The 25,155-nt window shown below is 38.7% G+C and carries 20 protein-coding genes and 1 other RNA gene; 9 read left to right on the top strand and 12 right to left on the bottom strand.

The window, feature by feature from the left end; translation table 11 throughout:
- Window positions 1-8: 8 nt before the first annotated feature.
- A complete protein-coding gene (locus AC0L7T_RS07580) occupies window positions 9-866 on the top strand; it encodes a transglutaminase family protein (RefSeq protein WP_473341933.1) in 858 nt (285 codons plus the stop codon).
- A 96-nt stretch (window positions 867-962) separates the two neighbouring features.
- The gene (locus tag AC0L7T_RS07575) at window positions 963-2,207 is read left to right on the top strand and encodes a metallophosphoesterase (protein ID WP_473341932.1); all 1,245 of its coding nucleotides are present in this window, start codon (window positions 963-965) and stop codon (window positions 2,205-2,207) included.
- A gap of 57 nt (window positions 2,208-2,264) precedes the next feature.
- Here the strand turns inward: AC0L7T_RS07575 and AC0L7T_RS07570 are convergent, their stop codons facing one another.
- From AC0L7T_RS07570 to AC0L7T_RS07550, 5 genes are all read right to left on the bottom strand, one after another.
- Complete coding sequence (locus AC0L7T_RS07570; protein ID WP_473341931.1) at window positions 2,265-5,315, bottom strand: efflux RND transporter permease subunit; 3,051 nt, start codon at window positions 5,313-5,315, stop codon at window positions 2,265-2,267.
- Window positions 5,316-5,318: 3 nt separating this feature from the next.
- On the bottom strand, window positions 5,319-6,380 hold the full coding sequence (locus tag AC0L7T_RS07565) for an efflux RND transporter periplasmic adaptor subunit (RefSeq protein WP_473341930.1): 1,062 nt from the start codon (window positions 6,378-6,380) through the stop codon (window positions 5,319-5,321).
- 451 nt (window positions 6,381-6,831) lie between these two features.
- Window positions 6,832-8,382, bottom strand: a complete 1,551-nt coding sequence (locus AC0L7T_RS07560) for a SulP family inorganic anion transporter (protein WP_473341929.1) — start codon at window positions 8,380-8,382, stop codon at window positions 6,832-6,834.
- Window positions 8,383-8,555: 173 nt separating this feature from the next.
- Window positions 8,556-9,440: a serine hydrolase gene (locus AC0L7T_RS07555; protein WP_473341928.1), complete on the bottom strand. Its 885-nt coding sequence runs from the start codon at window positions 9,438-9,440 to the stop codon at window positions 8,556-8,558.
- A gap of 12 nt (window positions 9,441-9,452) precedes the next feature.
- Entirely contained in the window at window positions 9,453-10,871 is a 1,419-nt protein-coding gene (locus AC0L7T_RS07550; RefSeq protein ID WP_473341927.1) for an SLC13 family permease, read from the bottom strand.
- Between the two features lie 698 nt (window positions 10,872-11,569).
- On the opposite strand from AC0L7T_RS07550, the gene ssrA reads away from it, so the two are divergent.
- The 6 genes from ssrA (at window position 11,570) to AC0L7T_RS07520 (ending at window position 18,660) form a co-directional block, all read left to right on the top strand.
- Window positions 11,570-11,976: a transfer-messenger RNA gene (gene ssrA / locus AC0L7T_RS07545) on the top strand.
- Window positions 11,977-12,247: 271 nt separating this feature from the next.
- Window positions 12,248-12,904: a KTSC domain-containing protein gene (locus AC0L7T_RS07540; protein ID WP_473341926.1), complete on the top strand. Its 657-nt coding sequence runs from the start codon at window positions 12,248-12,250 to the stop codon at window positions 12,902-12,904.
- A gap of 246 nt (window positions 12,905-13,150) precedes the next feature.
- Window positions 13,151-14,242: a Fic family protein gene (locus AC0L7T_RS07535; RefSeq protein ID WP_473341925.1), complete on the top strand. Its 1,092-nt coding sequence runs from the start codon at window positions 13,151-13,153 to the stop codon at window positions 14,240-14,242.
- 79 nt (window positions 14,243-14,321) lie between these two features.
- Window positions 14,322-14,639, top strand: coding sequence for a hypothetical protein (locus AC0L7T_RS07530; protein ID WP_473341924.1), 318 nt, complete (start codon window positions 14,322-14,324; stop codon window positions 14,637-14,639).
- A gap of 14 nt (window positions 14,640-14,653) precedes the next feature.
- Window positions 14,654-17,614 carry a TOTE conflict system archaeo-eukaryotic primase domain-containing protein gene (locus AC0L7T_RS07525; RefSeq protein ID WP_473341923.1) on the top strand — a complete coding sequence of 987 codons (2,961 nt, stop codon included), beginning with the start codon at window positions 14,654-14,656 and terminating at the stop codon, window positions 17,612-17,614.
- Between the two features lie 707 nt (window positions 17,615-18,321).
- Window positions 18,322-18,660 (top strand): hypothetical protein, encoded by a 339-nt coding sequence (locus tag AC0L7T_RS07520; protein ID WP_473341922.1) that lies wholly within the window; start codon window positions 18,322-18,324, stop codon window positions 18,658-18,660.
- Between the two features lie 637 nt (window positions 18,661-19,297).
- On the opposite strand, the gene AC0L7T_RS07515 is transcribed toward AC0L7T_RS07520, so the two are convergent.
- The 7 genes from AC0L7T_RS07515 to AC0L7T_RS07485 form a co-directional block, all read right to left on the bottom strand.
- Complete coding sequence (locus AC0L7T_RS07515; protein WP_473341921.1) at window positions 19,298-21,442, bottom strand: right-handed parallel beta-helix repeat-containing protein; 2,145 nt, start codon at window positions 21,440-21,442, stop codon at window positions 19,298-19,300.
- 510 nt (window positions 21,443-21,952) lie between these two features.
- Window positions 21,953-22,147, bottom strand: coding sequence for an AbrB/MazE/SpoVT family DNA-binding domain-containing protein (locus AC0L7T_RS07510; RefSeq protein ID WP_473341920.1), 195 nt, complete (start codon window positions 22,145-22,147; stop codon window positions 21,953-21,955).
- A gap of 213 nt (window positions 22,148-22,360) precedes the next feature.
- Window positions 22,361-22,666: a helix-turn-helix domain-containing protein gene (locus AC0L7T_RS07505; RefSeq protein WP_473341919.1), complete on the bottom strand. Its 306-nt coding sequence runs from the start codon at window positions 22,664-22,666 to the stop codon at window positions 22,361-22,363.
- The gene (locus tag AC0L7T_RS07500; RefSeq protein WP_473341917.1) at window positions 22,647-22,988 is read right to left on the bottom strand and encodes a type II toxin-antitoxin system RelE/ParE family toxin; all 342 of its coding nucleotides are present in this window, start codon (window positions 22,986-22,988) and stop codon (window positions 22,647-22,649) included. Before AC0L7T_RS07500 ends, AC0L7T_RS07505 begins: the two co-directional genes overlap by 20 nt.
- A 696-nt stretch (window positions 22,989-23,684) precedes the next feature.
- Window positions 23,685-23,996, bottom strand: coding sequence for a helix-turn-helix domain-containing protein (locus AC0L7T_RS07495; protein ID WP_473341916.1), 312 nt, complete (start codon window positions 23,994-23,996; stop codon window positions 23,685-23,687).
- On the bottom strand, window positions 23,993-24,148 hold the full coding sequence (locus AC0L7T_RS07490) for a hypothetical protein (RefSeq protein WP_473343357.1): 156 nt from the start codon (window positions 24,146-24,148) through the stop codon (window positions 23,993-23,995). Before AC0L7T_RS07490 ends, AC0L7T_RS07495 begins: the two co-directional genes overlap by 4 nt.
- A 315-nt stretch (window positions 24,149-24,463) precedes the next feature.
- On the bottom strand, window positions 24,464-24,730 hold the full coding sequence (locus tag AC0L7T_RS07485) for a hypothetical protein (protein ID WP_473341915.1): 267 nt from the start codon (window positions 24,728-24,730) through the stop codon (window positions 24,464-24,466).
- A gap of 142 nt (window positions 24,731-24,872) precedes the next feature.
- Between AC0L7T_RS07485 and AC0L7T_RS07480 the strand changes: the two genes are divergently transcribed.
- Window positions 24,873-25,139 (top strand): hypothetical protein, encoded by a 267-nt coding sequence (locus AC0L7T_RS07480; protein WP_473341914.1) that lies wholly within the window; start codon window positions 24,873-24,875, stop codon window positions 25,137-25,139.
- The last annotated feature ends 16 nt before the right edge of the window (window positions 25,140-25,155 follow it).

The following is a 25,155-nucleotide window of genomic DNA, read 5'->3' as shown; positions in this document are numbered from 1 at the left end:
TAGCAATTATGCGTCTGAAAATACAACACACCACCACTTATGAATACCAAAAGTTGGTAAGGTTAAACCCCCATCACTTTTACCTCAAACCACTTCAGAGAAACTACCTGGAAATCAATGCCTATAAACTGGATATAGATCCCAAGCCCGAGGGCATGAATGAAAGGTACAGCATAGAAGGAAACCCCTATTTCCAGGCTTGGTTTACAGGGGAGACGGAAAACATGGTGATTCATGTAGATTTTCAGGTAAACACCAGTCACTTTAACCCCTTCCTTTTTCTAATGGATCAGTGGTTTTTACAAAATTTCAACCCTGAAAATGACATCCCTTTTGCTTACCAGCAAAAAAATTTACCAATCCTAAATCCTTACCTGCTCCATAGCAATAACAATTTGCTAAAGAGCTACGCGCTTGAAAAGCTGAAAAGCAACGACCCTATCCAATTTTTGACTCAACTGAATGCTGCCATTCATGCCGATTGGCACCATATCATTCGAGAAGAAGAAAACCTTTGGTCAGCAGCCAGAACCTTTGCCGCAGGGAAAGGTTCCTGCAGAGACCTCTCCTTTATGTTAATTGAAATGTTAAGACATGTAGGGCTGGCTGCCAGATTTGTCAGTGGTTATGCTTTCAATCCGGAATTAGAGGAAGGCCATGAACTTCATGCCTGGGTGGAAACCTACTTGCCTGGTGCCGGATGGGTAGGATTAGATCCAAGTCTTGGGCTAATGGCAGACGAACATTATATCCCCCTCGCTACCAGCTTTCTTCCAGAAAACACGCTACCCGTCCATGGTTCTTTTGGCGGTGAAAACCTCAAACCTTCTACCCTGCACACGTCTGTCAGCATTCAGCAGATTTAATAGGAATACCCTGTTTCCTTGAATCGAAAGGATGGAAACGAAATTTTATTAACCTTTTCCCATGATTTTCAGTTTAATAGGATAACATAAACTATTATGAAAAAAGTGGGAGGTACCTTATTTATTATTACGTTACTATCAATTGTGATTTTTTTAGATTGGTACGTTTTTCAGGGAATTAAAGCAATTTTGCCCGCAGATTATTTAACTCCAGGCAAAATAATATATTGGACAATAGCTGGGGCAGTGGCTATTTGGTTAGGTTTCACCTTTTACACCATTATGCAGGAAGGCAAGATATCACCTGCTTCCCAGCAATCCCTTAACTTGTTTTTGGTCATTCTTGTCACCCAGATAACCGTCATTGTCTTTCTATTTGGCGAAGACATCGTCAGGGGGATTGGTTCTGTATATGGCTATGCGACAGGGGCTACAAATGAAGATGGATCACTAATGGCTTCCAGAAGAAAGTTTATAAGCCAGATAGCTTTTGCAGTGGCGGCCATTCCTATGACCGGATTTATTTATGGAATCATTAAGGGAAAATATGATTTCAGAACCATCAAAAAAACGCTCTATTTTAAAGACCTCCCAGAGGCCTTTGATGGATTTACCATCACCCAGATCTCAGACATTCATGCCGGTAGTTTTACCGATTATAAAGCCGTAAAAAAAGGGGCTGACATGGCAGCAGCCCAGCAATCTGATCTTTTTGTATTTACCGGTGACCTGGTCAACCACAAAGCCGATGAAATTGATCCCATGATTGATATTTTCTCTCAAATCAAAGCGCCTTTTGGGCAATTCTCTATCTTGGGAAACCATGATTATGGAGATTATACATCGTGGCCAAGTCCCGAAGCAAAAGCACAGAATCTTCAGTCCCTGAAGGACAAACACAAGAAATTGGGTTTCGATCTTTTGCTGGATGAGAGCAGAGTAATTGAAAAAAATGGGCAAAAAATAAGCTTATTGGGTGTAGAGAACTGGGGCTTGGGCTTCCAATCAAAAGGTGACCTTGAGAAATCCCTTCGAAATGTTCCTGACAATGCCTTCAAGGTTTTACTTTCTCATGACCCTACACATTGGGACGAACAAGTGAAAAACCATCCTAAAGACATACACCTGACACTTAGTGGACATACCCATGGTATGCAGATCGGTATAGAAACGCCTTATGTTCGTTGGAGCCCTGCACAATACCGCTATACCAACTGGGCTGGAATTGCTGAACAGGCAGGGAAATACCTTTATGTAAACCGAGGTTTTGGTTTCCATGCCTTTGCCGGTAGAGTGGGAATCTGGCCTGAGATTACGGTTATAGAATTAAAAAAAGGTTAAAAATTTGTCCCTATCTGGCCTATGCTAAAGCTTAGGTTCGATAGGGACTTTTCTTTTTCAGCCTTGAAATTTTACTGCCCCGCGATGTCCTGATAAAAACCAATAAGCCAGTGGCACAAAATACAAAGCGGTAAAGGTTCCTATGGTCAGTCCACCAATTACTGAAAAAACCAAAGGCCTTTGCAAATCAGCACCCAAACCTGCACTAAAAACCACTGGAATAAGCGCCAGAATAGTGGTGATAGATGTCATTACAATAGGCTTCAACCTTATTTCTCCCGCATGGTACAAGGCCTTGGTAAGGGCTTCTCTTGGCAGCAATCCATCTTTCGTTCGATAGGTAACCCTAAGCCGATTGATGGTGTCTATCTTAAGAATAGCATCATTCACCATTATTCCTAACATTACCACCAAACCTATAGCTGACATTACATTTAACGAAGTGCCGGTGAGCCATAGCACCAAAAAGGCGCCGCCTACTCCCAAGGGAAGGGTGAATACAACAATAAGTGGTTGTAAAAAACTCTCAAACTGAGCGGCCAGTATGAAATAAAGCAATAGAATGGACACCATTAAGATCCCCATCAACTGTTTGATGGTTTCCTGATCCTGAAAATACTGCCCGGCAAATTCAACGGCAAGGTTTCTTTCAACGCCCCAAGATCGAATGTCCGACGCATATTTTGTCGGATCCGAAATTTCGAGATTTATAGATTGATAAATCCCTGCCCTGTCGGCCGTTACAAATTTATAATGGGAGTCATATGAAAATTCAATGAATTCATTCAATGCATACGCCACTCCCTCTTCTCCATAGATAAAATTACGCTTCAGAAGTGTTTGAAAATCCAATTGATCATTTCTCAATTGGATAGGGATAATTTCACCAAATTGTCGGATATCTGTAATCAGGTAATTTCCAAACAATTGTTCAATTGTAGTGATCAACTGATCTACTCCCAAACCGTACAAAGCTAACTTCTCAAGATCTGTTTTAAATATCACAGAAGAACCTTCTTGCAAACCAGGGCCTTTGGACCAGGCTTTTATTGGGAATTGTCCCATCCATAAATCCATTTGGCTTGGACTTATAGGCTTTTTGGATTCAAAATTTTTTAAACGCACCTCATAGTATGGCCGGTTTGAATTGAACAGTTGATCGAAGGCATTGGGAGCATCATTTATTTCTAAACTGGCTTGGGGGTAATTTTGGTGGAAATAACCCTGAAGTTGTTTGCTAACATTTTCTTTTGCCTCATTATTGGCAAACATCAGGTAAAGATCAGCCTGCTGAATGGCATTTTCTCCTTCGTATAGAATAAATTGCCTCAACCCCAAATCGCTTTCAGCAACAGTAAACTCACCTTCCAATTGGCCAAGGAGGTTTTGAATTCGGTCTTTATTTTGGCTTGCATTGATAGGTTCATTCCAATCCAGAGAGATCAATGTATCAAACTTCTCGATCGGCGGCAAACCTTCTACTTTTAAGAATTTGACTGTAGCCAGCAGCAGTGGGATCATCAAAAACAAAACCAGCAAAGACCAGCCAGGATGGGCAAACAATTGCTGGTAAATTTTTTTATACCCTCTTAGCATCCCTTTGAAAAGGCGACTGTCTTCTTTAATCGTGCTATTCGTTTTGTTTTTGAACAACAAGAAATACAATAAGGGAAGTAATATAAAAGCTACCAATAAAGAAACGCATAGTATGGCTGCAACAGAGACCGCCTGGTCATAAAACAAGGCTCCTGCTACCCCACTTAAAAACACCAATGGAACAAACACTGCCAATGTCGTTAGAACAGAACTTATTAGTGCAGATTGAACTTCATTTACACCACTTACACATGCTTCAAACAAAGGTAAGCCTTCCTCACGCTTCCGATTAATATTATCCAAAACGATGATGGCATTGTCAATAAGCATTCCAAGCCCCAAGGCCAAACCGCTCAGAGAAATCACATTTATGGAAATATTGAAAAAATAAAACACCATAAAACTGATCACAAGAGAGGCCGGTAGGCTAATACCAATAATGATTGGCGTCCGGTAATTGCCCATAAAAACAAACAGAATAGCGAACGCAAACAAACCTCCGAAAAGCAAACTGGTTTGTAGGTTATTTATTCCTGCATTTAACAAGGAAGACTGGTCCTGAGTCAATTCAAAATCTACCTGTGGGTAATCGACCTTAAATAATTCTACTGCCTCATAAATCAAAGGCATGGTTTCATTCATTTTGGCTGAGGTTTGTTTGTGCACTGTCACCACAAGTCCTTCTTTGTCTTGGAACAAATGGAAACCTGTTGGTTTAGATAGCGCAAAGTTAACTTCAGCTACTTTCGATAGGGTTACGGTATTTCCTGATGGCCCTCTGACGGGGAGATTTCCCACGTCTTCCGCAGTTTCAAGCTTTGAAGCCAAACGCAAATAATACCTGAATTGCCCATCTTCAACACTGATCCCAGGCAGCTCACTGTTCCCATCCTTGATCGCACTGATTAAGTCTGCTTCTTTAAGACCTAAACCAGTCATTAAAGGTTTATTTGGCGTCACCGTAATTACCTTTTCCTGCCGCCCATTTATATCTACAAGCGCCACTCCTTCCAATTGCTCCAGCCGCTTTTTAATCACATTCTCTGTGAGCATCGAAACTTCAGCGAAATCAACCCCTTCTTTTGGAATTACCTGCAATCGAACAATCGGAATATCATTGGAATTGATTCGGACCACTTGTGGCCTAGGCAAATCCTGCGGGAGACTGTTGGTAAGCCTGTCAATTTTTTCATTGACCTCAATATAAGCCAGCTCCATCCTGGTCTGGAAATCGAAAGTCAAACGAACATCCCCTACTTCAGAACCTGCCTTGCTTTCTAAATCTTGAAGGCCATTTAAGGTAACCATGCCTTCCCGGATTGGTCTGAGCACATTCCGTTCAATCGACTCTGGGGAGGAATTGGGATAGCTTACTTTTATGACAATTTGCGGCACATCTATAGGAGGCAACAATGAAATGGGCAATGTCCGAAACAAAATCACGCTAAAAATAAGCAATGCCAGAAAGGTCATTCCAACTGCAATCGGCCTTGAGAGTAAAAATTTTACCATAGCTTATTCAGTTGTTATCTGCACCGCTGCCTGATGTCCTAGCTGCACGTTATTGCTTACAATAACTGTTTTATCAGCTTCCAGCCCATCCAAAACCTCTATTTCTCTTCCATTGTCTTTCCCTACCTCTATATAATTCCAAATGGCTTCATTGTTGTCTATTGTAAAAACTACAGGCCGGCCAGATCGATAAACCACTGCCTCTTTTGGGACAACGAGGTTATTGTTCTGTGGTGCCCTGATGACTGCCCTTGCATTCATCCCTGGCAAAAGGCTTCCACCTTTGCCTAGTTTTAAAGTAACCTGAACCAGTCCGTTTTCATCCACCTTGGGATTGATGCTTGTAACTGTACCAGTTATACTTTCACTTGCTCCTGAGACGGGATAAACTTCTGCCTTTTGCCCTTTTTTTACATAGGAAATGTCTGACTCCAAAACTTTTACTTTCATCTCCAGTAAACCAGTGCTTAATACCAAGCAAATTTCATCGCCGGCATTGACAAGGCTTCCTTTTTTAATTTTCAAGTCGGCAATTGCACCCGTAATAGGCGCTTTGACTTCTGTTTTTGAGAGGTTATTTTCAGCTTCTCTCACGGCAATTTCTGCAGCCAACAATCCACTAGAAGCTTTCCAAAATTCATCTCTGGCATTTCTGTCCAGGTCCTCCGAAAAGGTGGTTTCTACTGTGGATACTATTTTTAGGCTTTTATACTCTGCACTGGCAGTTCGCAGGTTCACTTGGGCTTTCTCCCATTCCAGCTCACTGTCTGTTTTATCCAATAATGCGATAATCTGTCCTTCCTTTACTTGCTGCCCCTCTTCAACTTTGAGGTCAATAAGGTACCCGCTACGTTCTACAATGGACATGACTTCCTTCTCGGCTTCTATTTTCCCCGAAGCATTGATCAGGTAATCAAAGGACTTTTTTTGAGATACACCGACCTTCACAGGGGTAGCTTTAACTTCATCGCGAAAAGTCTCCATGGGAATTTCCTCTATCTCCTGGGTTTCTTCACCACAGGCGAAAAAGAAAATCAAGGAACAAAATAAGAGTGTTTTGTTCATGTCTGTATTTGGCTAAAGGGTTAATATTTTCTTTGGGATTAATGGAAAGAATTTAATTAACTAAAAATTTAAATCTCATCCAAATATTCTGTTTTATTTTTTGTCAAAAAGCAATGTTAAAGCCAGAATTGGCATCTTATTCCTTTATCCTGCTTTAGAATACAAGCTAATTATCAGTTCTGAAATGGCACAACACATAGGTCTACGCAAGCGAAGAGAATAAATAAAGCCCCAACAGGATTTTAATAGTAATGTTGCCTTTTTCGATTAAAGGTAAGCAACCAAAGTCACACACACCAACTTACAATGCTTTCCTAAAGTCAAAATCAGGTGAATTCGATAAAAAAAGGCATAATTCCTTCTCACCTTGGAAATTTACTCACTGCTACAAACAAAAAAAAACCGGATTGAATAAATCAACCCGGATCAATAGCTCTTGTCAACGCAAATTTTATTTAAACACCTTTTCATCTGCATGAACAAACTCAGGATCATCTTCTGTGTAATTCACGTGAATTATAGGACTAGCCTTGTGTAGCAATGCCCTACTGGAAGTGTCAAGGTGTCTGATATAAACCGTTTTCCCCAACTTATTGTACCTCTCAGTCACTTTATGTACAGCTTCTAAACCGGAATGATCCACTATCCTACTTTCCTCAAAATCAATGATGATTTCATCAGGATCATTTAATGGATCAAATTTCTCCCCGAAAGCTGTTACTGAACCAAAAAACAAGGGACCAAAAATATCATAATGTTTGACACCTTGCTCGTCAATACGTTTTCTAGCACGAATCATTTTAGAATTTTTCCAGGCAAAAACCAATGCTGCTATGATCACTCCTATCAATACTGCCAAGGCAAGATTATGTAAAAACACAGTCACCAATGTTACCAAAATCATTACCAAAACATCAGATTTAGGCACTTTTCTAAAGACCTTGAAGGATGCCCATTCGAATGTTCCTATCGCTACCATGAACATCAAACCTACTAAGGCTGCCATTGGTACCATTTCTATATATGAGGAGAAGAACAAAATAAAGGTCAGTAAGCCCAAGGCAGCCACTATTCCCGAAAGTCGTTTTCTACCACCAGCATTAACATTTATAAGTGATTGGCCGATCATGGCACATCCACCCATTCCACCAAAAAATCCAGTGGTAACATTTGCTACGCCCTGAGCAATACATTCTTTATTGCCACTTCCTCTTGTTTCGGTAATCTCATCCACAAGTGTCAGGGTAAGCAAGCTTTCAATCAAGCCTACTCCAGCCATAATCGCAGAATAAGGCAAAATGATCCAGAAGGTCTCCATAGTTAAAGGAACCAATGGAATATGGAATTCAGGTAGACCACCGGAGATAGAGGCCAAATCGCCTACTGTTCGGGTATCAAAATCACCAAAAATCACAATTAAAGTAACGGCAAGTATAGCGGCCAAGGCCGAAGGAACCACTTTGGTCAACTTGGGAAGGTATTTGATAATGACCATCGTGATCAGCACAAGGCCAATCATCATGTAAAGAGGCGTGCCAGTCATCCATTCAGTTACTCCCTCTGAATTAACTGTTTTGAACTGCGCAAACTGAGAGGTGAAAATAATGATCGCCAAACCATTTACAAACCCAAACATAACCGGGTGAGGCACTAGTCGTATAAGCTTTCCTAATTTCAGAACACCTACTAAAATCTGGAATAATCCCATTAATACAACTGCAGCAAAAAGGTACTCCACACCTTGATCAATAACCAAAGCCACCACAACTACAGCGATGGCACCAGTGGCACCAGAAATCATTCCTGGCCTACCTCCTAAAATAGAGGTGATCAAGCCAATAATAAAGGCCGTATACAAGCCGACCAAAGGGCTGACACCAGCAATTAATGAAAAAGCTACCGCCTCTGGAACCAATGCCAGGGCAACAGTTAAACCTGAAAGAACTTCATCTTTTAAATTTGTTTCTTTTGGTTTGAATAAGTTGTAAAAGGCCTGCGTCATAGGTCTGAATTATGTGTGAAATTTTAAATGAATTTTTGATGTACTAAAAAATTGGGCATTTGGGCAATTAGCTCTTAAATAAGGCGCAAAGATACCAAAAATATATTTAATTAAAATATTATATGGTTTTTTAGGAAGGGAATAAACTGAATGAAAGCATTATAGCGCTACCTTCAATGTCCTGCTACATAAGCATAAATCAACTGGCTGATCTTTGCAATACAATCTTTCCCTGCCTCTTCGTCCACAAGATTTTTACTCAAAACAACCAAAACATAGCGTGAACCATCCTCCAACTTCACTATGGCAGCATCATGTTGCACACCGGTAATGGCCCCTGTTTTATGCGCTACTTTCGCCGTTTTGGGCAAAAATTTAGGAATCAAACCATTGAAATGTTGGTCGGAAAGAATCTCTATCATTTTTCCGGCTCCTATTACTTTATTTTCGGCAATGGCCTCCATGATCAACATCATGTCCAGGGCGGTTGTGGTGTTGCTTAATCCGGCATCAAAAGCTTTCAAATCCTCCACTCCACGGAGAACCTGTATGTCATTTGCGCCCAATTCCCGCATGGTTTGGTTTACGTTTTCCGCAGCAACCATTTCAATCAATAGGTTTGTGGCCAGATTGCTACTGTTGACAATCATTTCATACATCAATTCATAGATGCTGCCTTTTTCACCGATTCGGCGGTATAAAGCTTCCTGACTGTCTACTCCCAGATCCATACTAAAGGTACTTCCATCCAAAATACTCTTGAACTCATTTCGAATCAATATGGAATCCTGTAAAGAGAAATTACCAGCCTCCTCCTGTTTAAAAAGCTCGATCATCACAGGAGTTTTCATGGTACTGGCAGCATGAAACACCTCTTTTTCATTAATAAATAATTCCTTGGCCGTATCATCCAAAAGCCTGAACGCAAGAGCAAAATCTCCTTCAGTAGCCTGCATCAGGTTGCGAATTTCATTCTCCAATTGATCCAATGCCTGTTTTTCCTTCGGTCCAGAACAGGAAAGCAACAGAAGTAAAGGTAACAACAAGTATAATTTCATAGCAATTCTTGGTTAAAGTAATACCATGACCCATACCATAACGGCCAAAAATGCCACTATTGGGCCGAGAATAATAAAGAACAAGCCACCAGTCCGGAAATCTTTTTGTTCCACCATACCTGTTGCAAAAGCAATGGCATTTGCGGGTGTAGAAACAGGGAGCAATAAAGAACATGAGCAACTAATGGCAACCATCACCGGTCCTGCTATTCCATAAATCCCTGGAAGGGCAAGACTCAGCGGAACCAGTATGGAGGCTGCTGCGGTATTGCTCATCACATTGGAGAGTAAGACCGCTATCAGGCAAAAGATAATGGCTATTAGAACTTTGGGCAAAGGGAGTGCATTGATTTTTTCCATGACGATTTCTGCCAAGCCCACCTCCACAAGAGCGATGCCCAGGGCAAGTCCTCCTGCCACCAACATAAGTGTGTCCCAGGGAAGGCTCCGCACGTGTTCAGAGTGAATCACCTGGGTCATGGTAAGCAGCACTATGGGGATTGCAGAAGTAGCTGCGACAGGTATCCCATGCAAGGGTTCAGTCAACCACATCAGCACCGTAACAATCAAAGTGAAAATTACTGCGTTTTTCTCAAACCGTCCCACATTCCCATTTCCTTTGGGCAAAAGGGAAAGATCAAGTTTAACGCCAGAGAAATCCTGCGTTTTGCAGAGAAATTTCCAAAACAGCCATACCAACAACAATCCAGTAGGAAAACCCACCACCATCCAGTCTACAAAGGTGATGCTAATCCCCTTTTCCTGTAATGCCCCCACGGCAATCGCATTGGGGGTGCTCCCTATAATAGTGCCTATCCCTCCTACCGATGCGGAAGCAGGAATAGCCGTCAACAAGGCCTTGCCATAAGGAGAACTTTTACCTATTAATCCTACCAAAGGAATTATGGACGAGATCATCATGGCCGTAGTGGCGGTATTCGACATCACCATACTTGCAATGGCTGTGGTCATCATCAGTCCGAGCAATAAACCCTCTGGTTTGTGCCCAAACTTTTTAACGGTAAATTGAAACAGTTGCTGATCCAATTCTACCAAACTCATGGCTTTTGCCAGGAAAAAGCCTCCCAAGAGTAGCCAGATAACATTGCTGGTCCAGGTACTTATATAGAGCTCGGCCGGCATGGTTTTATCAAAGAAGAAATCGGTACTAAATCCAAGCAACAAGGTCGCAATGATAAAAATACCCACGGCAAAAGGAGGCAAGGCCTCAGTAATCCACAAACCTATGGCCAATATGCTGATAAAAAACACAAAGTTAACAGGGGGATCATAACCTATTTTACTGAAAAAATAGGTTATCAATAAAGCAATTAGAAAATTCCCAATAAAAGAAGAAGTACTGAAAATCCAGTTTAATTTGAGTTTCCTATAGAGAATACGCGCTCCACTTCGGGAATCTGCATCGAACATGCACCATTGACTTTAAAGGTAAAAACCAGATTACTATCACTTAGTCAAGTGACTTGAGTTGGACCAGGTTTATATAACCTCCAACCATGGAGCAATTTAGCCCTTTTTTTAAAAGATTTAGCCTCTAATTTCTGTAATCCTTCTAAAGATCTTCTTAAAAGCAATGGTATATTTTTGTCCAAAACGAGTAAAACAAAAGCAAGGTCCAAAGCTATCCTTGGCACATTTATTGAATTGGATCCCCATAACCACTATAACAATTCCCGTCGTTTGTGGTTGGGAGAGTAATATGAATAACTGTCAGCTAATTATAGAATAGCTAAAGCAATAAAAAAATAACGGCTAAAATATTTCCCTTAAATCCAGAAAATGTCAGTTCTTCGTAACTGTTGAAGTGATCAAAATTAAAGCTGAGATAAAAAAAAATCAACCGCTATTATTAAGTGTCAAACAATATTTGAGAAAGTAATTTTTTTATCTTATCAAGTTCAAAGGCCATGGCTACGACTCCATGGCCTTTTTTTTGTAATAGACTTTTAAAATTGTAAGTCTATTCTGTATTGGAAACGACCTATAATTTTCAAAAACAAATTAAAAACCTAAGAAGGCCTATTGTGGAAACAGTCTATTTTTTTTCTGCTAAAAATATTTAGGTTTTGGAACCAAATTTGTGTTAGCTTTGTCAACTTAATTCAAATGGGGCTGACCGGTTTTGACAGTAGGAGTGAAGATTGGGCTCGCATGCAGGCTGGAGTATGTACTGCCTTGAACGATTCATACAAACCATAATTGGCGAATCTAATTACGCCATGGCTGCCTAATCTTACCCTTCGGGGACTAGATAATGCTTAAAGGGTTGAGTTTCGATAGATGCTCCCCGGCCACATCCCGCAACCCTGTGTCTTTTCGGGGTTGATACTGGGGTGTCGATAAGGAAGGACTAGTGCTTGTGATACTGCTAATCAGGTGCGAAATTAAGCAGATAAGCTGAAAGTAGGTGTGTCAACCAGCGGCTTTCGGTCGACAATTCAATAGTTGACTAAGCATGTAGACGGTACGGTGTTTCCCTATCTGGACGCGGGTTCGACTCCCGCCAGCTCCACAAAAGAAGCCCTGATTACTTTAAAAAGTAGTCAGGGCTTTTGTTTTTTTAGGTAAGGGGCGGATTGCTTAACGGTTCGGTTAAAGTATTTCATTTTTCCATAAAATATTTGCATACGTAAAAATGTTTTTAATCCATTATTTGAATATCTACTTATCTTAGTAGAGGTATGTGGATTAAAAATAAATTGTAACAAAATATTTATTGGTATATATAAAAATTTACCCACCTCCCGGCCAGTTGGGTTGAAAAATATGAAACGCCTTTTTCCAACATGTCAAAATTATCCGCTAAGCGCAAATCCTTGAACGTCCGGTTTGTTTTTTTTATGAAGGTAATGTCGAGAGAAAATTTATCGAATAGAAGAGACGATGATAAATTACTTGAATACAAAAGCTTAATTGACATTAATCCTTATCTTGGGCTCTCTGTCTCTGAAATTGGAGACAGAGACAAAGAAGCCATTAAAAACAGCATTACCACAAAAGCCAAACAGTTACTCCAATATTGCATAGAACCAAAGTCTAGGAAGGCAATTTTCGATAAAATTGGGATGTTCAATAACACCAAAAATTTTCGAAATCATGTCAAACCGTTAATAAATGCAGGTTGGCTTCAACTCACGCTTCCTGAGACACCCACGAGTAGAGACCAGCAATATCTTAGTACAGAACTTGGTAAGCAATTGCTATTAATTTTAGAGGAAGATAATACAGGAAAAACAGGACTCATTCCCGTAGTATCTTCCAATATTGCCTCTGTAGGCTATGATGCAGAAAAAAAGGTTTTAGAAATAGAATTCCACCATGGGGCTGTTTATCAGTATTTTGATGTACCGGAAAGGGTATTTGAAGCGTTGGTAAGTTCAGTATCAAAGGGAAGTTACTATTTGAATGAAATCAAGAAAAGGTATAACTACAATAGTAAATGAACTAATATTGCTTTAAATACGAAGGAAGACAAAATCGGCAAAGAAATTTTGAAACAATTGGAAAAATAAATCCTATTAATGAAATTTAACCAAGATTATTTGAAACGCTTTTTAAGCCAGGAAAATTAACCAAAAAGGACTTGCGAGACTTTTATTCAGGAGAAGATGGAAAGGATGAATACCGATTAATTGAAAAGGAGATCAATGAGTTGTAATTTACAGGAATACGCATTTTAATTTTAGGCTATGGCAACAAAATCACATAAAGCATTTAACGATTTACCTCTTCTTCCTCCAAAACAATCCTTGGTAGAGACAATTGCTATTCTCAAACAGGAAAGTAAATCTGCAGTTGCACTGGCAGAATTAAAAGGTCTTACAAATACATTACCGAATCCAAATATTCTCATCAATGCTGTTATTTTAAAAGAAGCTCAAGCGAGTTCAGGAATTGAGAACGTGATTACAACCCAAGACAAACTTTATCAGGCATTATACGCCAAATCAGCAAAACCAGATGTTGCAACAAAAGAGGTTTTACGATACAGAGAAGCACTTCTGATGGGTACGCTTTTAATCAAAGAAAAAAGATTTCTTAATACAAACGGAATAATTACCATTCAGAAAGAATTGGAAGAAAATAATGCTGGGCTCAGAAAACTTCCTGGAACGGCATTAATCAACGACTTGACTAATGAAGTGATTTATACTCCGCCTGATAATTTTGATTCGATTAGTGGCTTAATGAAAAATCTTGAAGAGTATATCAACATTGATGAAGATGATGTTTCTCCATTAATCAAGTTAGCCATTCAACACTATCAATTTGAAAGCATCCATCCTTTTTATGATGGTAATGGTAGAACTGGAAGGATTATCAATGTCTTGTATTTAATTTTGAAAGGTTTATTAAACGAACCTGTATTGTATTTGAGTTCTTATATTATCCAAAACAAGGGAGATTACTATCGGTTATTACAGGAGGTTCGGACTAAAAATAACTGGGAAGATTGGATTTTGTATATACTCAAAGGTATTGAGCAGACAGCGCTGAGTACAATTGAGCAAATAAATAAAATCAATCAACTGTTCAACGAAACACAAAAATTGGTGCAGGAGAAATTACCTAGAATCTATTCGAAAGATTTGATAGAGCAGCTTTTCGTTCATCCTTATTGTAAAATAGAGTTTTTGGTGAAAAATTTAAACTTAGAACGTAAAGCAGCATCCAGACATTTGAATAATTTAAAAGAAATAGACGTTTTAAAGTCACTTTCAAAGGGAAAAGAGGTTATATACGTAAATGAAAAACTGTATAATTTACTGAAAAATGGCTAAAAAAAACGTGGGACATTTTGGGACACGTCCTGAAAACGTGAGACAATTTACACCTTTTTAGGACATATAATAAGCAACTATGGATACAGACGATTTATCAATACCTACTTATAAAGGAATCATTTCAGAAGCCGAAAAATTCAATCACGAGTTGACTTTGCAATTTGGTATTCTGGCGTTCAGTTGTAAAGATGATGACGACTATTTGAATCAAGCGGAAGCCTTAATAAAAGATTGGCTTCAAGTGAATGATTTTGAAGATATTATTGATGGTATTTTCTTTGGGCAAAAAGTAAATGAAAATGCGTTCAGAAAAACTTTAAACATAATCCTATTCAATATTGCTGAAATCAGAAAAACACCAATGAAACAACGGGAATTTGAAGATTGGGAATAGGTATTATCAATAAAATGGTTTCCAATCACGAAAATATCAACCTTTTACGCTCCCTCTTCAAAGGGCGTGAAGACCTATTTGCCGTTCGTTGGGAGAAAGGAAACAAATCGGGCTATATGCCAGCCTATTTTTATGACCCATTTCGTTTAAGGGCGCACAAAATGAATGGAGGGACATTTCAGAATTTTACCGAAAAGTCTTATCTGAAATATACAGAAGAACAAATCCAAAAGCATTTGGACGGCTTTCATCATATTGGAATTTACCCTCTATTACAAGACAATACCACTTGGTTTTTAGTAGCAGATTTTGATAAAGCGAATTGGCAAGATGAAACCGTTACTTTTCTTAATGCTTGTAAAGAAAAAGAAATTCCAGCCTACTTGGAACGTTCCCGGTCGGGTAACGGTGGACACGTTTGGATATTTTTTGACAAACCATATCCTGCCATAAGAAGTCGCAAAATATTTATTTCCATTTTAGAAGAATCGGGTGCATTTTCATTGTTCGACAAATGTTCCAGTTTTGACAGATTGTTTCCCAATCAGGACTTTCTTTCAGGCAAAGGCTTTGGAAACTTGATTGCATTGCCGCTTTTTAAGCCAACTTTTGAAAAGGGAAATAACTGCTTTATTGATCCAGAAACATTTGAACAATTTACAGACCAATGGGATTTCCTGAAAAATATTCAAAGGGTTTCCACAGATTTTTTAGACGAGCTATGCAAAACATTATCACCTGATGTTCCGAAAATAAAATCGCAGCCAATAAATGGAAAACTTAGCATTTCTTTAAACAATACGATACGAATCAGCAGAAATGGATTAACGCCAACGCTTACTCATTTTCTGAAAGAAGAATTAAATTTTCCAAACTCTGAATTTTTCATCAAAAAGAAATCAGGAAGAAACACCTTTGAAACAGTTCGTTATTTTAAACTGATTGAGGAATCAGAAAGTGAAGTTTTCATTCCTCGGGGATTTATCGGAAGACTACTGCGCTTTTGCAAGGAATCACAAATCGAATTTGGGTTTGTTGATGAAAGAAAGCTAAAACCAACTATTCCTTTTGTGTTTAATGCTGCTTTGCGAAATCATCAACTTGGAGTAATAGAAGCGGTTTCTAAAAAGGACTACGGAGTGATAGTTGCACCACCAGGTTCAGGAAAAACAGTGATTGGATTAAAAATAATTGGGGATAAAGGACAACCTGCACTCATTATTGTTCACCGAAAACAGTTGTTGGAGCAATGGACAGAACGGATTGAAGCATTTTTGGGCATTCCCAAAAGAGATATTGGAGTTATCGGTCAAGGAAAATCTAAAATAGGCAAACAAATTACCGTGGCAACAATTCAAAGTTTGCCAAAACAAATAGAATCTGTTGAAAATCAATTTGGAACTATCATAGTGGACGAATGCCACCACGTTCCTTCCGAAACTTCCAGGAAAACAATTGAAAAACTACAAGCATATTATCTTTATGGATTGACTGCTACCCCTTTCAGAAAGTACAATGATGGGAAAATGATTTTTACACATTTGGGAGAAATTATTGCCAATATTCAACCCACTGAAATTGAAAATTATAAACAGGCGAAAATCATCATCCGCAACACTGAATTAAATGTTCCATATAATTCTAAGATAGATAGTTTTGAAACATTGTCAAAAATTTTAATTCACGATACTGCTCGAAACAAACTGATATTGGAAGATGTAAAAAAAGAACTGAATCAGGGTAAGAAAGCGGTTATCATCACCGAACGAAAAGAGCATATTGATACGCTGTATTTATTTATAAAACAATCGTATGAAGCTATTACTCTGAGCGGAGAAGATTCAGAAACTTCTAAAAAGGCCAAATGGAAAACATTAAAAAAAGGGAATTTCCAGGTTTTAATTACAACAGGACAATATTTTGGCGAAGGAACAGATTTACAAAATGTTAGCTGTTTGTTTTTGGTCTACCCATTTTCTTTTGAAGGCAAACTGATCCAATATATAGGCAGGGTGCAACGCTCGGAAATAAATCCGACCATTTATGATTATCGAGATTATAAGATTGATTATCTCAACAGACTTTTCTTAAAGCGAAATACGTATTATCGAAAAATCGATAAGCAGGCAACTTTTTTTGATGAACCAAAGGACGAAATCACAACTTCAAACCATGTTATATCCATAGAAAAGAAAATCAAAGTTCCAATTGAAGAATTGGATTTTCATTACGGAAGTATTGCGTTCAAATATTCAGTTGTAGAGATGAATACCGAACTTCAATTTCAGGTCGAAAACAACGAAATTAGACCCGAATTTGAGGTGCTTAAACCCTATTTCATCAAAACATTGAAGTCCAAAAATATTACCGTAGAATTGTTAGCCGAGTTTGAAAACGGAAAATTGGTTTCTCAATTAGCACTATCAACTGATATTGGCCGCATCAATAAAGAAGTGGTTGAGGGAGTGAAATTTCAATTTTTAAATAATGGATTGCTCAAAAAATTCAGACCCAAAAAGCAAAACATTCTGACTTCTGATGAATTACAAGAGCAGGATAAAATTTATTCAAATGCAGAAGAATTGTTGAATGAAATTCTGAAAAATAAGCAATACAAACATTCCCAACACATTCAATATTTAGCAGAAAGACATGAGAGTTTAATAATGAAAATGCGTTTTGTCCTCAATCCATTTTCATTCGTATTTCTGCTTGCAGGAGACCAAAGTTATTTTGTTGTTTTGGAAACCTTAGACACAGAAGAGGCAACTTACATTTGGCATACCCTTAAAAATAAATCGTCATTAATTGAGGAAGTAAAACAAATTGACAGCCAATTAAGCACTATTAGAAAAAAAGGAAGACAGACATTTTTAGAAAACTGCCCAGAAAACTTTGCTAGAATTATGCACGATTATTCAGATAAAAAAAAAGGATTTATAATATGGAAATCTGCATTAGAAGAGATTGTTTAGTATAGTACAAGGTGGTTAATATATCACACGGTCGCTGCTCTTTTTGCACATTAGTTTCTTTCCTAAAAGTTATCGTTCAATATTTTTCATTTCTTTAAGATTTCAAAAGAGAGTAAATTAAAGCTCCAAAGTTTTTTCTTGGTTTTAACGTACAATTAGGTATTCCTATGAAAGTAAGTGGGTGAGCCTCCCCCTCTAGCATAGGCCTACTGTGACAGAGGGTCCATCAGGAAGGTGTTGAATTATAAGCAGTCCCTGTCACTAACAATGATCAGAAAATTTAGTCAGTTGCTGAAAATACTGGCAGGATGAGGCTCATAATGGAATTCCCCCTAAGAAAAGTACTTTAAATAGGTTTTAGTTAACACTTTGATTTAATATCCTCTTTTTGTGGGATAAAATAAGCATCTACTAATTGCATTGGCTAACCTTTCATAGAACCGACTACAAACATTTCCAGGTATTTTTGGAGCTTTGAATGTCATAATGGTTTTGGTGGTCGAACTTTTTAAATTCACAAGTTTAATTCATTCATGAACTCCCCAAGCTTTCTGCATCTCGTTTCTTTTTCTTTCTTCAGTAACTCTAACATTCCTTTGAAAACTTTTATAATCGACATGCCCGGTTATCTTCATCACCGTTTCTGCAGGGGATTAAATAAATTGAGAAAACTGTAGCAATTCCTCGGTACCATTCGTCTTAAATGTATGAAGATTTATAAAGTTAAACCGTTACTATTTTTTCTCTTGCTGATTTTCTCCTGCGAAAATAACATTGGCCCAAATAGAGAGGGTACCGCCGAGGTGGCCATCTCAGTAGCTTCAAGGGGAGGGTATCAGTTTCTCATCGAATTCGACGGCGACCTTTATTTTCCTGAAAACTTACCAGAAGAATTTAGGGTAGTATCTCAGGAACCCATACCTGTAAACATCAAATTTCAGATCCAGGATAACAAGGAAGACATCTTTCAACCAGCTCCAAATGATGTGCCTATTTTTCTAATGTCTGTACCTGTGATCACGATAATATCGATCGAAAAAATTTAACCCGAAATATGCAATAGAAAATCTATTACGTGCTGAAATCGCTTCAAAATACCCAATCGTTGCTATTTTCAATTCTACCATAGCGTTGCTATGCTAAAATCTCCAAACCGCCTGATTTTCTTTCAATTGCAACACTTCCCGTAAACATGGGAAATCCTATTACATAATCCGGGTTTAAAAAGTAGTCAGGGGTTTAATTTTTTCACATCTATGTACCACGCAAGAGGGATTTGCGGAAAAATGAAAATTTAAAGGGTATTAAAGACATTGATACCGGCTGAGGAATTGCAAAATCAGGCACGAACTCGTCAGTCCTGAAAACGCCCCCCCATCAAAAAAGGAGGACAAAGAGCTTGTCCCGACCAAATTCTGGAGGGATTTCTGACGCAAACTTTCTAAATTATCAAGTTGAAATAGAATTACTTTCCCGTATAAATCCCCCTGCCCCCTTGTCAAGGGGGATTTGCGGCAAAAGAAATTTTATTGCTGAATTGATGGAATTGAAACGGGCTGACTCAATTTAAAGTCAGTAACGGAACTCGTCAATCTTCATTATCTGCTTTTTCTGTGGCTATCTAATGGAGGATGCTGCTTGACTAAATAAACGCCATCTTTCCTGATGGGATCAAATCATTCCCTACTCCTTTTCCATATTCACCTTTACCTCCCTGTCAAAGGCTTCCAATATGCTTTCGGGCAGCTTGGCTTTTTCTTTCCATGTCTCATCACCATAAACACCGCTTGCATCAAGATCAAATGGTTTAAAGTCAATGCGCTTAATGGCTTTCTTGCTACTGAATTCAAAGTTGAAATTTTCAGCATCTTTAAATTGGGGGTTCATGATCCTACTGTGTTGATCATGACCAAACTTCTGCCATTCCGAAAAAGATTTCCCATTGTAATCATATTTCTCTCCTCCCGTATTCCAATACATATTGTTATCCATGGCAATGTCAATCTTTTCCCAGGCACCTTGCAAGACAGCGCCTTCATCGAAGACGATAATATTGTTCATGAAATCAAAAGACCTGTGTTCCTCCACCCTGGTACACTGGGCTTGGTACATTTTGGCATAGGCGAAGATATTGTTTCGAATGGTATTGTTTGCACCGTAATGCTGGTGAAAACCTCCTGTTTTGGTGCTGTATACCAGGTTATTTTCCATCAGAATACCTGTAGAGCCTTCATCTGTATACAGGCCCCAGCCACCATAAGAGTAAGCATGCACATGATGGACAATATTGTTACTGATCACTGTTCCTTCTGATTTACCCAAGGTATAAACCGCTGCCATATCGCTGAGAAGGGTCCAGCCTATGTGGTGAATATGGTTATTAACTATTTTATTCCTTTTGGCATTGCTTTCGGCATATCCCCAAACCCAGCCTACAGAAATTCCTGTATAATAAAAATTCCCGATGTCATTGTTGCTGATTTCATTGTCAGAACTATGGCCTACCCAGACCCCCACAGCTGTAGGATACTCCAAACCACCGGTCTGTAAGATATTATTGTGCAGTTTGATGTGGGAAGTATGGTTGACACCTTCATGGGCCCTGGTCTCTCCAAGGTAAATTCCCCCTCCTCCAAGATCATGTAAATAACTGCGTTCTACGCTACTGTTATGACAGCCTTTGCCATACCAAAGAGCATGCTGGCCAGTTTTAGAAATTTCACAATCCACAAAATCAACATGGTTGGCCCCTTCGAGCATTACCGCGGCATTGATCATTGTTGCTGCCTGACTGGGTTCAGCACCGGAAGGAGGAACCGCATAATGGCAATGCATAAAAGAAAGACCTTCAAAACTTACATGTTCAACCGGTTTACCATTGGCAGCATCCCCTTTGACCAAAACCAGATTATCCAGCACCGGAGCAATTACTTCCGCATTTTCTGGTTGCTCACCCGGAAGAGGAATATAATACAAGGTTCCTTTCGAATTCAAATACCACTCTCCTGCTTCCTCCAATGCTGCTGCAAAATTTTCGAATACAATCCGCCCTCCTTCTTTGATTGGGTTCCATGGAGGCATTCCTCCACCTGAAGTATATACCTGTGCACTGTCTTTGTCCAAATTATCAAGATACCGCATGGTGAAATTCCACTTGTGGTAAGCCCTGAGGCGAACATTTTCCAAATCCTCATCGACAATCCCTTTTAAATGGGAAAAATTCTCTTCGTCAAAAGAAAACACATGCTGGGCTTTTTCTACTGCCCTTCCTGTACCTTTTATCCAATCATTTTGCTTCACTGCGCCTATGTGCATAAAACCTTCATTGGGTGTACGTGCCAATGTTGCCCTTTTTCCATTGACGTACAACTGGTCAAATCGCCATTTGTAATACCGGCTTTCATGGAGTTCCAGTTCCCAAATGCCTAAAGCATTCACCTTAAATCCAGATAGTTTTTTACCGCCACTGAACACTGGTTTTTCATTCGGATAGGCTTTGTACACCACTGGAGCTTCTTCGGAACCGCCATCCTCGGGATACAACTCCAGAGGTGCTAACATCTGAAATTCTCCGCCTCTTATCAGCACGGTAACCGGACCAGTAGACCCATTGTTCTTTTTGTGTTTTCTGATCCAATCACGAGCGCCTATAAGGCTGGCCAATGGTTGGTCTATCGTTCCTTCACTCTTATCGTCTCCATTTGGAGCCACATAGATTGTGCGCCCATTTTCTTTGACCTGCTTTGCTGTTGCAAAGGCCATGGGGGTAAAATGCATGAGAAAAACCAATAATAATCCAATAGCACTACTAATTTTTATATGATTCATTGTCCTTTTTCTTTGGTAAGCCAATTTACAATTATAGGGCAAACATTTCCTTCAAGGAGTGAATTTTCATTTAAAACCAGGAGGTATATAGAGGTGGTAGTCATCTTCGGTGGAGATTTTGTCAGAATTGTTGCGGAAAAAAAATGGCAACAATACCGCCAAAATCAAGATGTGTATAATCTTCCTTACCAAGGGCTGACACCCTTGGCTGATATATTGCACCCCGTCAGGGCTTGGTGTAATCCTAAGACTTGGTGTATGATTTTGGTAAGGAATGGACGTTGGGATTTTGATCTTCATCTAGGTTTAATTTGCAATTACACCTTTATATCAATAGCTATAAGCTTTAGAAAAGTCATTTTAAAAGGCCATTTGCAATGGCCTAAAACAAATCATCTAAGAAAATCTTACTTGTGTTAGCCTTGGCAATACCCTATTAGTCAACGGGAAATTCGCATATAGCAAAGGTCAGATATGGCATCCAACTGCGACGAAGTAAATACTTTTAAGCTAAAATAAAGCTCTATCCATTTTTAACTTTGTTAGGCTTGGTTTGCCTTTTCTAGGAGTAGCTAATGGCCTTAGAACAATTTGATCTTTCTCAAGAATCAGGTCAATTGTGTCTTTAATATTATACCGTTCTATAAGCATTTTACTAAGTCTAATCCCCTTAGAATTCCCTGTTTTCACCACTGATATTTCCATAATTCTAGCAGTTTATGTAATTACACAAGTAATCACATTGGGGTTGCTTTTCCTAATGTTCATTAAATGGCTTGGGAAAGAAATTCACGTCTTTTTTTTCAAAAAAAATATTGACTATCAAACAATTAACAATTGTTATCGATTCTCATTTTCATCAAACCAGCAATACTCCCTTTCCAATTACTACCAGGATAATATTTTGGGTAGAATGATTTAAAGTTTTATTGATAGCTCCAACTTTCCACCCAATCCATTTTCAATAATTCTCTTTAGTGTTGATATTTTTACTTCCTTTAAATTATTCTCAATCTTAGAGATATAGGATTTGGTTGTCCCTACTTTATCAGCTAATTCTTGCTGTGTCATTCCCCTATCAATCCTTGCTTGATGAAGCATTGCTCCAATTTTGAAAGACTTGTAACCCTCTTCAAAAGCATCCCTTTTTTCAGTCCCGGTTTTACCATAATGCACATCCTTAAACGTTTCAAGTGTCATTAGATCATTTTTTATTGCTTTCATAATCTGTCTTTATGCTAAGTGCCCTAATTATCTCGTTCTTTGGCGTTTTTTGAGTCTTTTTTTGAAATCCATTCATCAAGACAACAAGTTTACCTTCATCGAAAAAACAAAATATTCTGAAAATATCGTTCCCTTTTTGGACTCTTATTTCGTAAAGCCCATTCGTGTTTTTGATAAATTTTAAATACGTTTCCGGTATTCTATCCAGCTCTTCAATCAATCCTAATGTCCAAATAATCTTATCCTTTACTTTCTGATTTTGCTTAATGAAAAAATCTTGAAAGTAGCTTTTGTAAAAGACTATTTGACGCTTCTTACTCACGCCTCAAATATAAAGAAAGTAGCCCTTTAGTGCAACATTATTTTCATGGCCCAAAAAAACCATAACTAAAGTTCTCCGAAAAGAAATAAAAACTTGAATCCCAAGAGAAGATGTGTATAATCTTCCTTAACAAGGGCTGGCACCCTTGGCTGAGATATTGCGTCCCTTTGGGGCTTGGGGAGCTATTAGGGCTTAATGTGCATTTTTGGTAAGGAATGGACGGTGGGATTTTGTCAGCATTGTTGCAGAAAAGAGCAACAATGCCGCCAAAAACATTTGACGTTTTTTTCTCGTTTCCGTGGGTTGACACCACACGGTTAATATTGTTGAAGCCTTTCAGGCTTCTTCGGATATTGTAAAATTCACCTTTACATCAATTTTGGGATTTGATCTTCACCTAGGTGTAATTTGCAATTACACCTTTATATCAATAGCCATCTAGCAAATTGCTGTTGCAAAATTCAATCTTTTGCTGGAATTCTTCTGGTGTGATTTGTTGGGCGTATGCGCTTAGGGTTAAAAGAAGAAAGAAAACTATTGGTACAATTCGTTTATTTTGCATGTGTGTAAATCGGCCATGTCGAATCAAAATGAATATGCGCCCCAGTTGCTAGATGCATTGCAAAACCTCTTTTTGGGTTTCCTTTCAGAAGATTCGGTTTACCTATATTTTTTTTTAGTGTAAGTTTCCTACAGTCAGACGATATTAGGCTCGTTGTTCATAAGTTCGACCTTAAAATTGACCTTTGCCTTTAAGGCCTCAAATACTTTTAGAATGGTTTCAATGGTTACATTTTTGGCATTGTTCTCCAATTTTGAAATTTGTGATTTTTTCACTCCAATTAATGCCCCAAGCTGTTCCTGAGTTAGGTGGCGTTCCTTTCGGGCAGTCTTGATCATTTCACCAATAAGCTCGAGTTTAAGCTCAAATTCAAATTGGTCTCTGCGAGTTGTCCCCACCTTGCCAATTATTAAATCCTGTGCTTCGTCTAAACTGTATGTTTTCATTTTTCTTTCTTTTTCCGGTTAAAATAATCAACTCTGATTTTTTCAGCTTTTTCAATTTCTTTAGGGCTTACTTTTTCTGTCTTCTTTACGAATCCATGTGTGCCACAAACCAGTGTCATTTCATTATTCTCCTTGTCCCAAAAGGCAAGAATTCGGTATTGGAGTCCTGCATATTTAGTGCGTAATTCCCAAATGTTTTGATTTAGTTTTTAAAAAGTTTCGAGTCCTTTAGCAGCTGTGCCTTCCAAATAGTGTAGAATATCTTGTCCTGCACTTTTTCATTTTGGCTTTTGATAAATTCGAAAGCCTCTTCCAATAATTTGATATCAAATTTTTTCTCCACCAAATCAGCATTAATTAATACCTACCAAAGGTAGAAAAAGTTTCAATGAAAGGAAACTTTAATTCTTTAACATCTTGAAATAATGAATATTAGCCCAAGAACTAGTAATGGAATCTCACTTAGTTCAATTTTCCGCAACATATTTGGCTTCTTGATGGGGAAACCCTTTTTCTTTGCCATTTATAGAGAAGATTTTGTCAGCATTGTTGCAGAAAAAAGCAACAATACCGCCAAAATCGATGACGTTTATTTCACTAATCCAGTGGCAACAGCCACTGGCTACAAAAATATCACCCCTAAAGGGGTTTTCGATTGTCATAAAGTCATAAAGCCGTTGTGATTTTGTCAGCATTGTTGCAGAAAAAAAAGGCAACAATGCCGCCAAAATCAAGATGTGTATAATCTTCCTTACCAAGGGCTGACACCCTTGGCTGTGGTATTGCGCCCCGTCAGGGCTTGGTAATGTCAAAAAATTTGATGTGCGTTTTTGGTAGAAATAAACGTTAGGATTTTGTCAGCATTGTTGCGAAAAAATGGCAACAATACCGCCAAAATCGATTAGCGTTTTATTCACTGACCCGTTGGCTGAGGCCACCGGCTATAATCATGCCACCCCTGCCGGGGTTTTTAATTGGATTAAATGTTACTATGTGGATTTAGTAATAGGCAAGCCTGACAAAATCGATTGGTGTTTTATTCCGGTTTTGGTGGGTTGGCACCACACGGTTAATATTATTGAAGCCTTTAAGGCTTCTTCGGATATTGTAAAATTCACCTTTACATCAATTTGGGGAAATTGAACTTCGGCTAGGTGAA

The sequence above is a fragment of the Cyclobacterium sp. 10D3-21 genome, assembly GCF_055809755.1.
This window is presented reverse-complemented; position numbering and strand designations above follow the sequence as displayed.

Excerpts from the sequence above, each read along its gene's own strand:
- AC0L7T_RS07565 (WP_473341930.1), bottom strand. The coding sequence starts at position 6,380 with ATGAACAAAACACTCTTATTTTGTTCCTTGATTTTCTTTTTCGCCTGT.
- AC0L7T_RS07510 (WP_473341920.1), bottom strand. The coding sequence starts at position 22,147 with ATGGAAATATCAGTGGTGAAAACAGGGAATTCTAAGGGGATTAGACTT.
- AC0L7T_RS07520 (WP_473341922.1), top strand. The coding sequence starts at position 18,322 with ATGAAGATTTATAAAGTTAAACCGTTACTATTTTTTCTCTTGCTGATT.
- AC0L7T_RS07555 (WP_473341928.1), bottom strand. The coding sequence starts at position 9,440 with ATGAAATTATACTTGTTGTTACCTTTACTTCTGTTGCTTTCCTGTTCT.
- AC0L7T_RS07560 (WP_473341929.1), bottom strand. The coding sequence starts at position 8,382 with ATGACGCAGGCCTTTTACAACTTATTCAAACCAAAAGAAACAAATTTA.
- AC0L7T_RS07480 (WP_473341914.1), top strand. The coding sequence starts at position 24,873 with ATGGCAACAATACCGCCAAAATCGATTAGCGTTTTATTCACTGACCCG.
- AC0L7T_RS07530 (WP_473341924.1), top strand. The coding sequence starts at position 14,322 with ATGGATACAGACGATTTATCAATACCTACTTATAAAGGAATCATTTCA.
- AC0L7T_RS07515 (WP_473341921.1), bottom strand. The coding sequence starts at position 21,442 with ATGAATCATATAAAAATTAGTAGTGCTATTGGATTATTATTGGTTTTT.
- AC0L7T_RS07535 (WP_473341925.1), top strand. The coding sequence starts at position 13,151 with ATGGCAACAAAATCACATAAAGCATTTAACGATTTACCTCTTCTTCCT.
- AC0L7T_RS07550 (WP_473341927.1), bottom strand. The coding sequence starts at position 10,871 with ATGTTCGATGCAGATTCCCGAAGTGGAGCGCGTATTCTCTATAGGAAA.
- AC0L7T_RS07505 (WP_473341919.1), bottom strand. The coding sequence starts at position 22,666 with ATGAAAGCAATAAAAAATGATCTAATGACACTTGAAACGTTTAAGGAT.
- AC0L7T_RS07575 (WP_473341932.1), top strand. The coding sequence starts at position 963 with ATGAAAAAAGTGGGAGGTACCTTATTTATTATTACGTTACTATCAATT.
- AC0L7T_RS07495 (WP_473341916.1), bottom strand. The coding sequence starts at position 23,996 with ATGAAAACATACAGTTTAGACGAAGCACAGGATTTAATAATTGGCAAG.
- AC0L7T_RS07570 (WP_473341931.1), bottom strand. The coding sequence starts at position 5,315 with ATGGTAAAATTTTTACTCTCAAGGCCGATTGCAGTTGGAATGACCTTT.
- AC0L7T_RS07580 (WP_473341933.1), top strand. The coding sequence starts at position 9 with ATGCGTCTGAAAATACAACACACCACCACTTATGAATACCAAAAGTTG.
- AC0L7T_RS07525 (WP_473341923.1), top strand. The coding sequence starts at position 14,654 with ATGGTTTCCAATCACGAAAATATCAACCTTTTACGCTCCCTCTTCAAA.
- AC0L7T_RS07540 (WP_473341926.1), top strand. The coding sequence starts at position 12,248 with ATGTCAAAATTATCCGCTAAGCGCAAATCCTTGAACGTCCGGTTTGTT.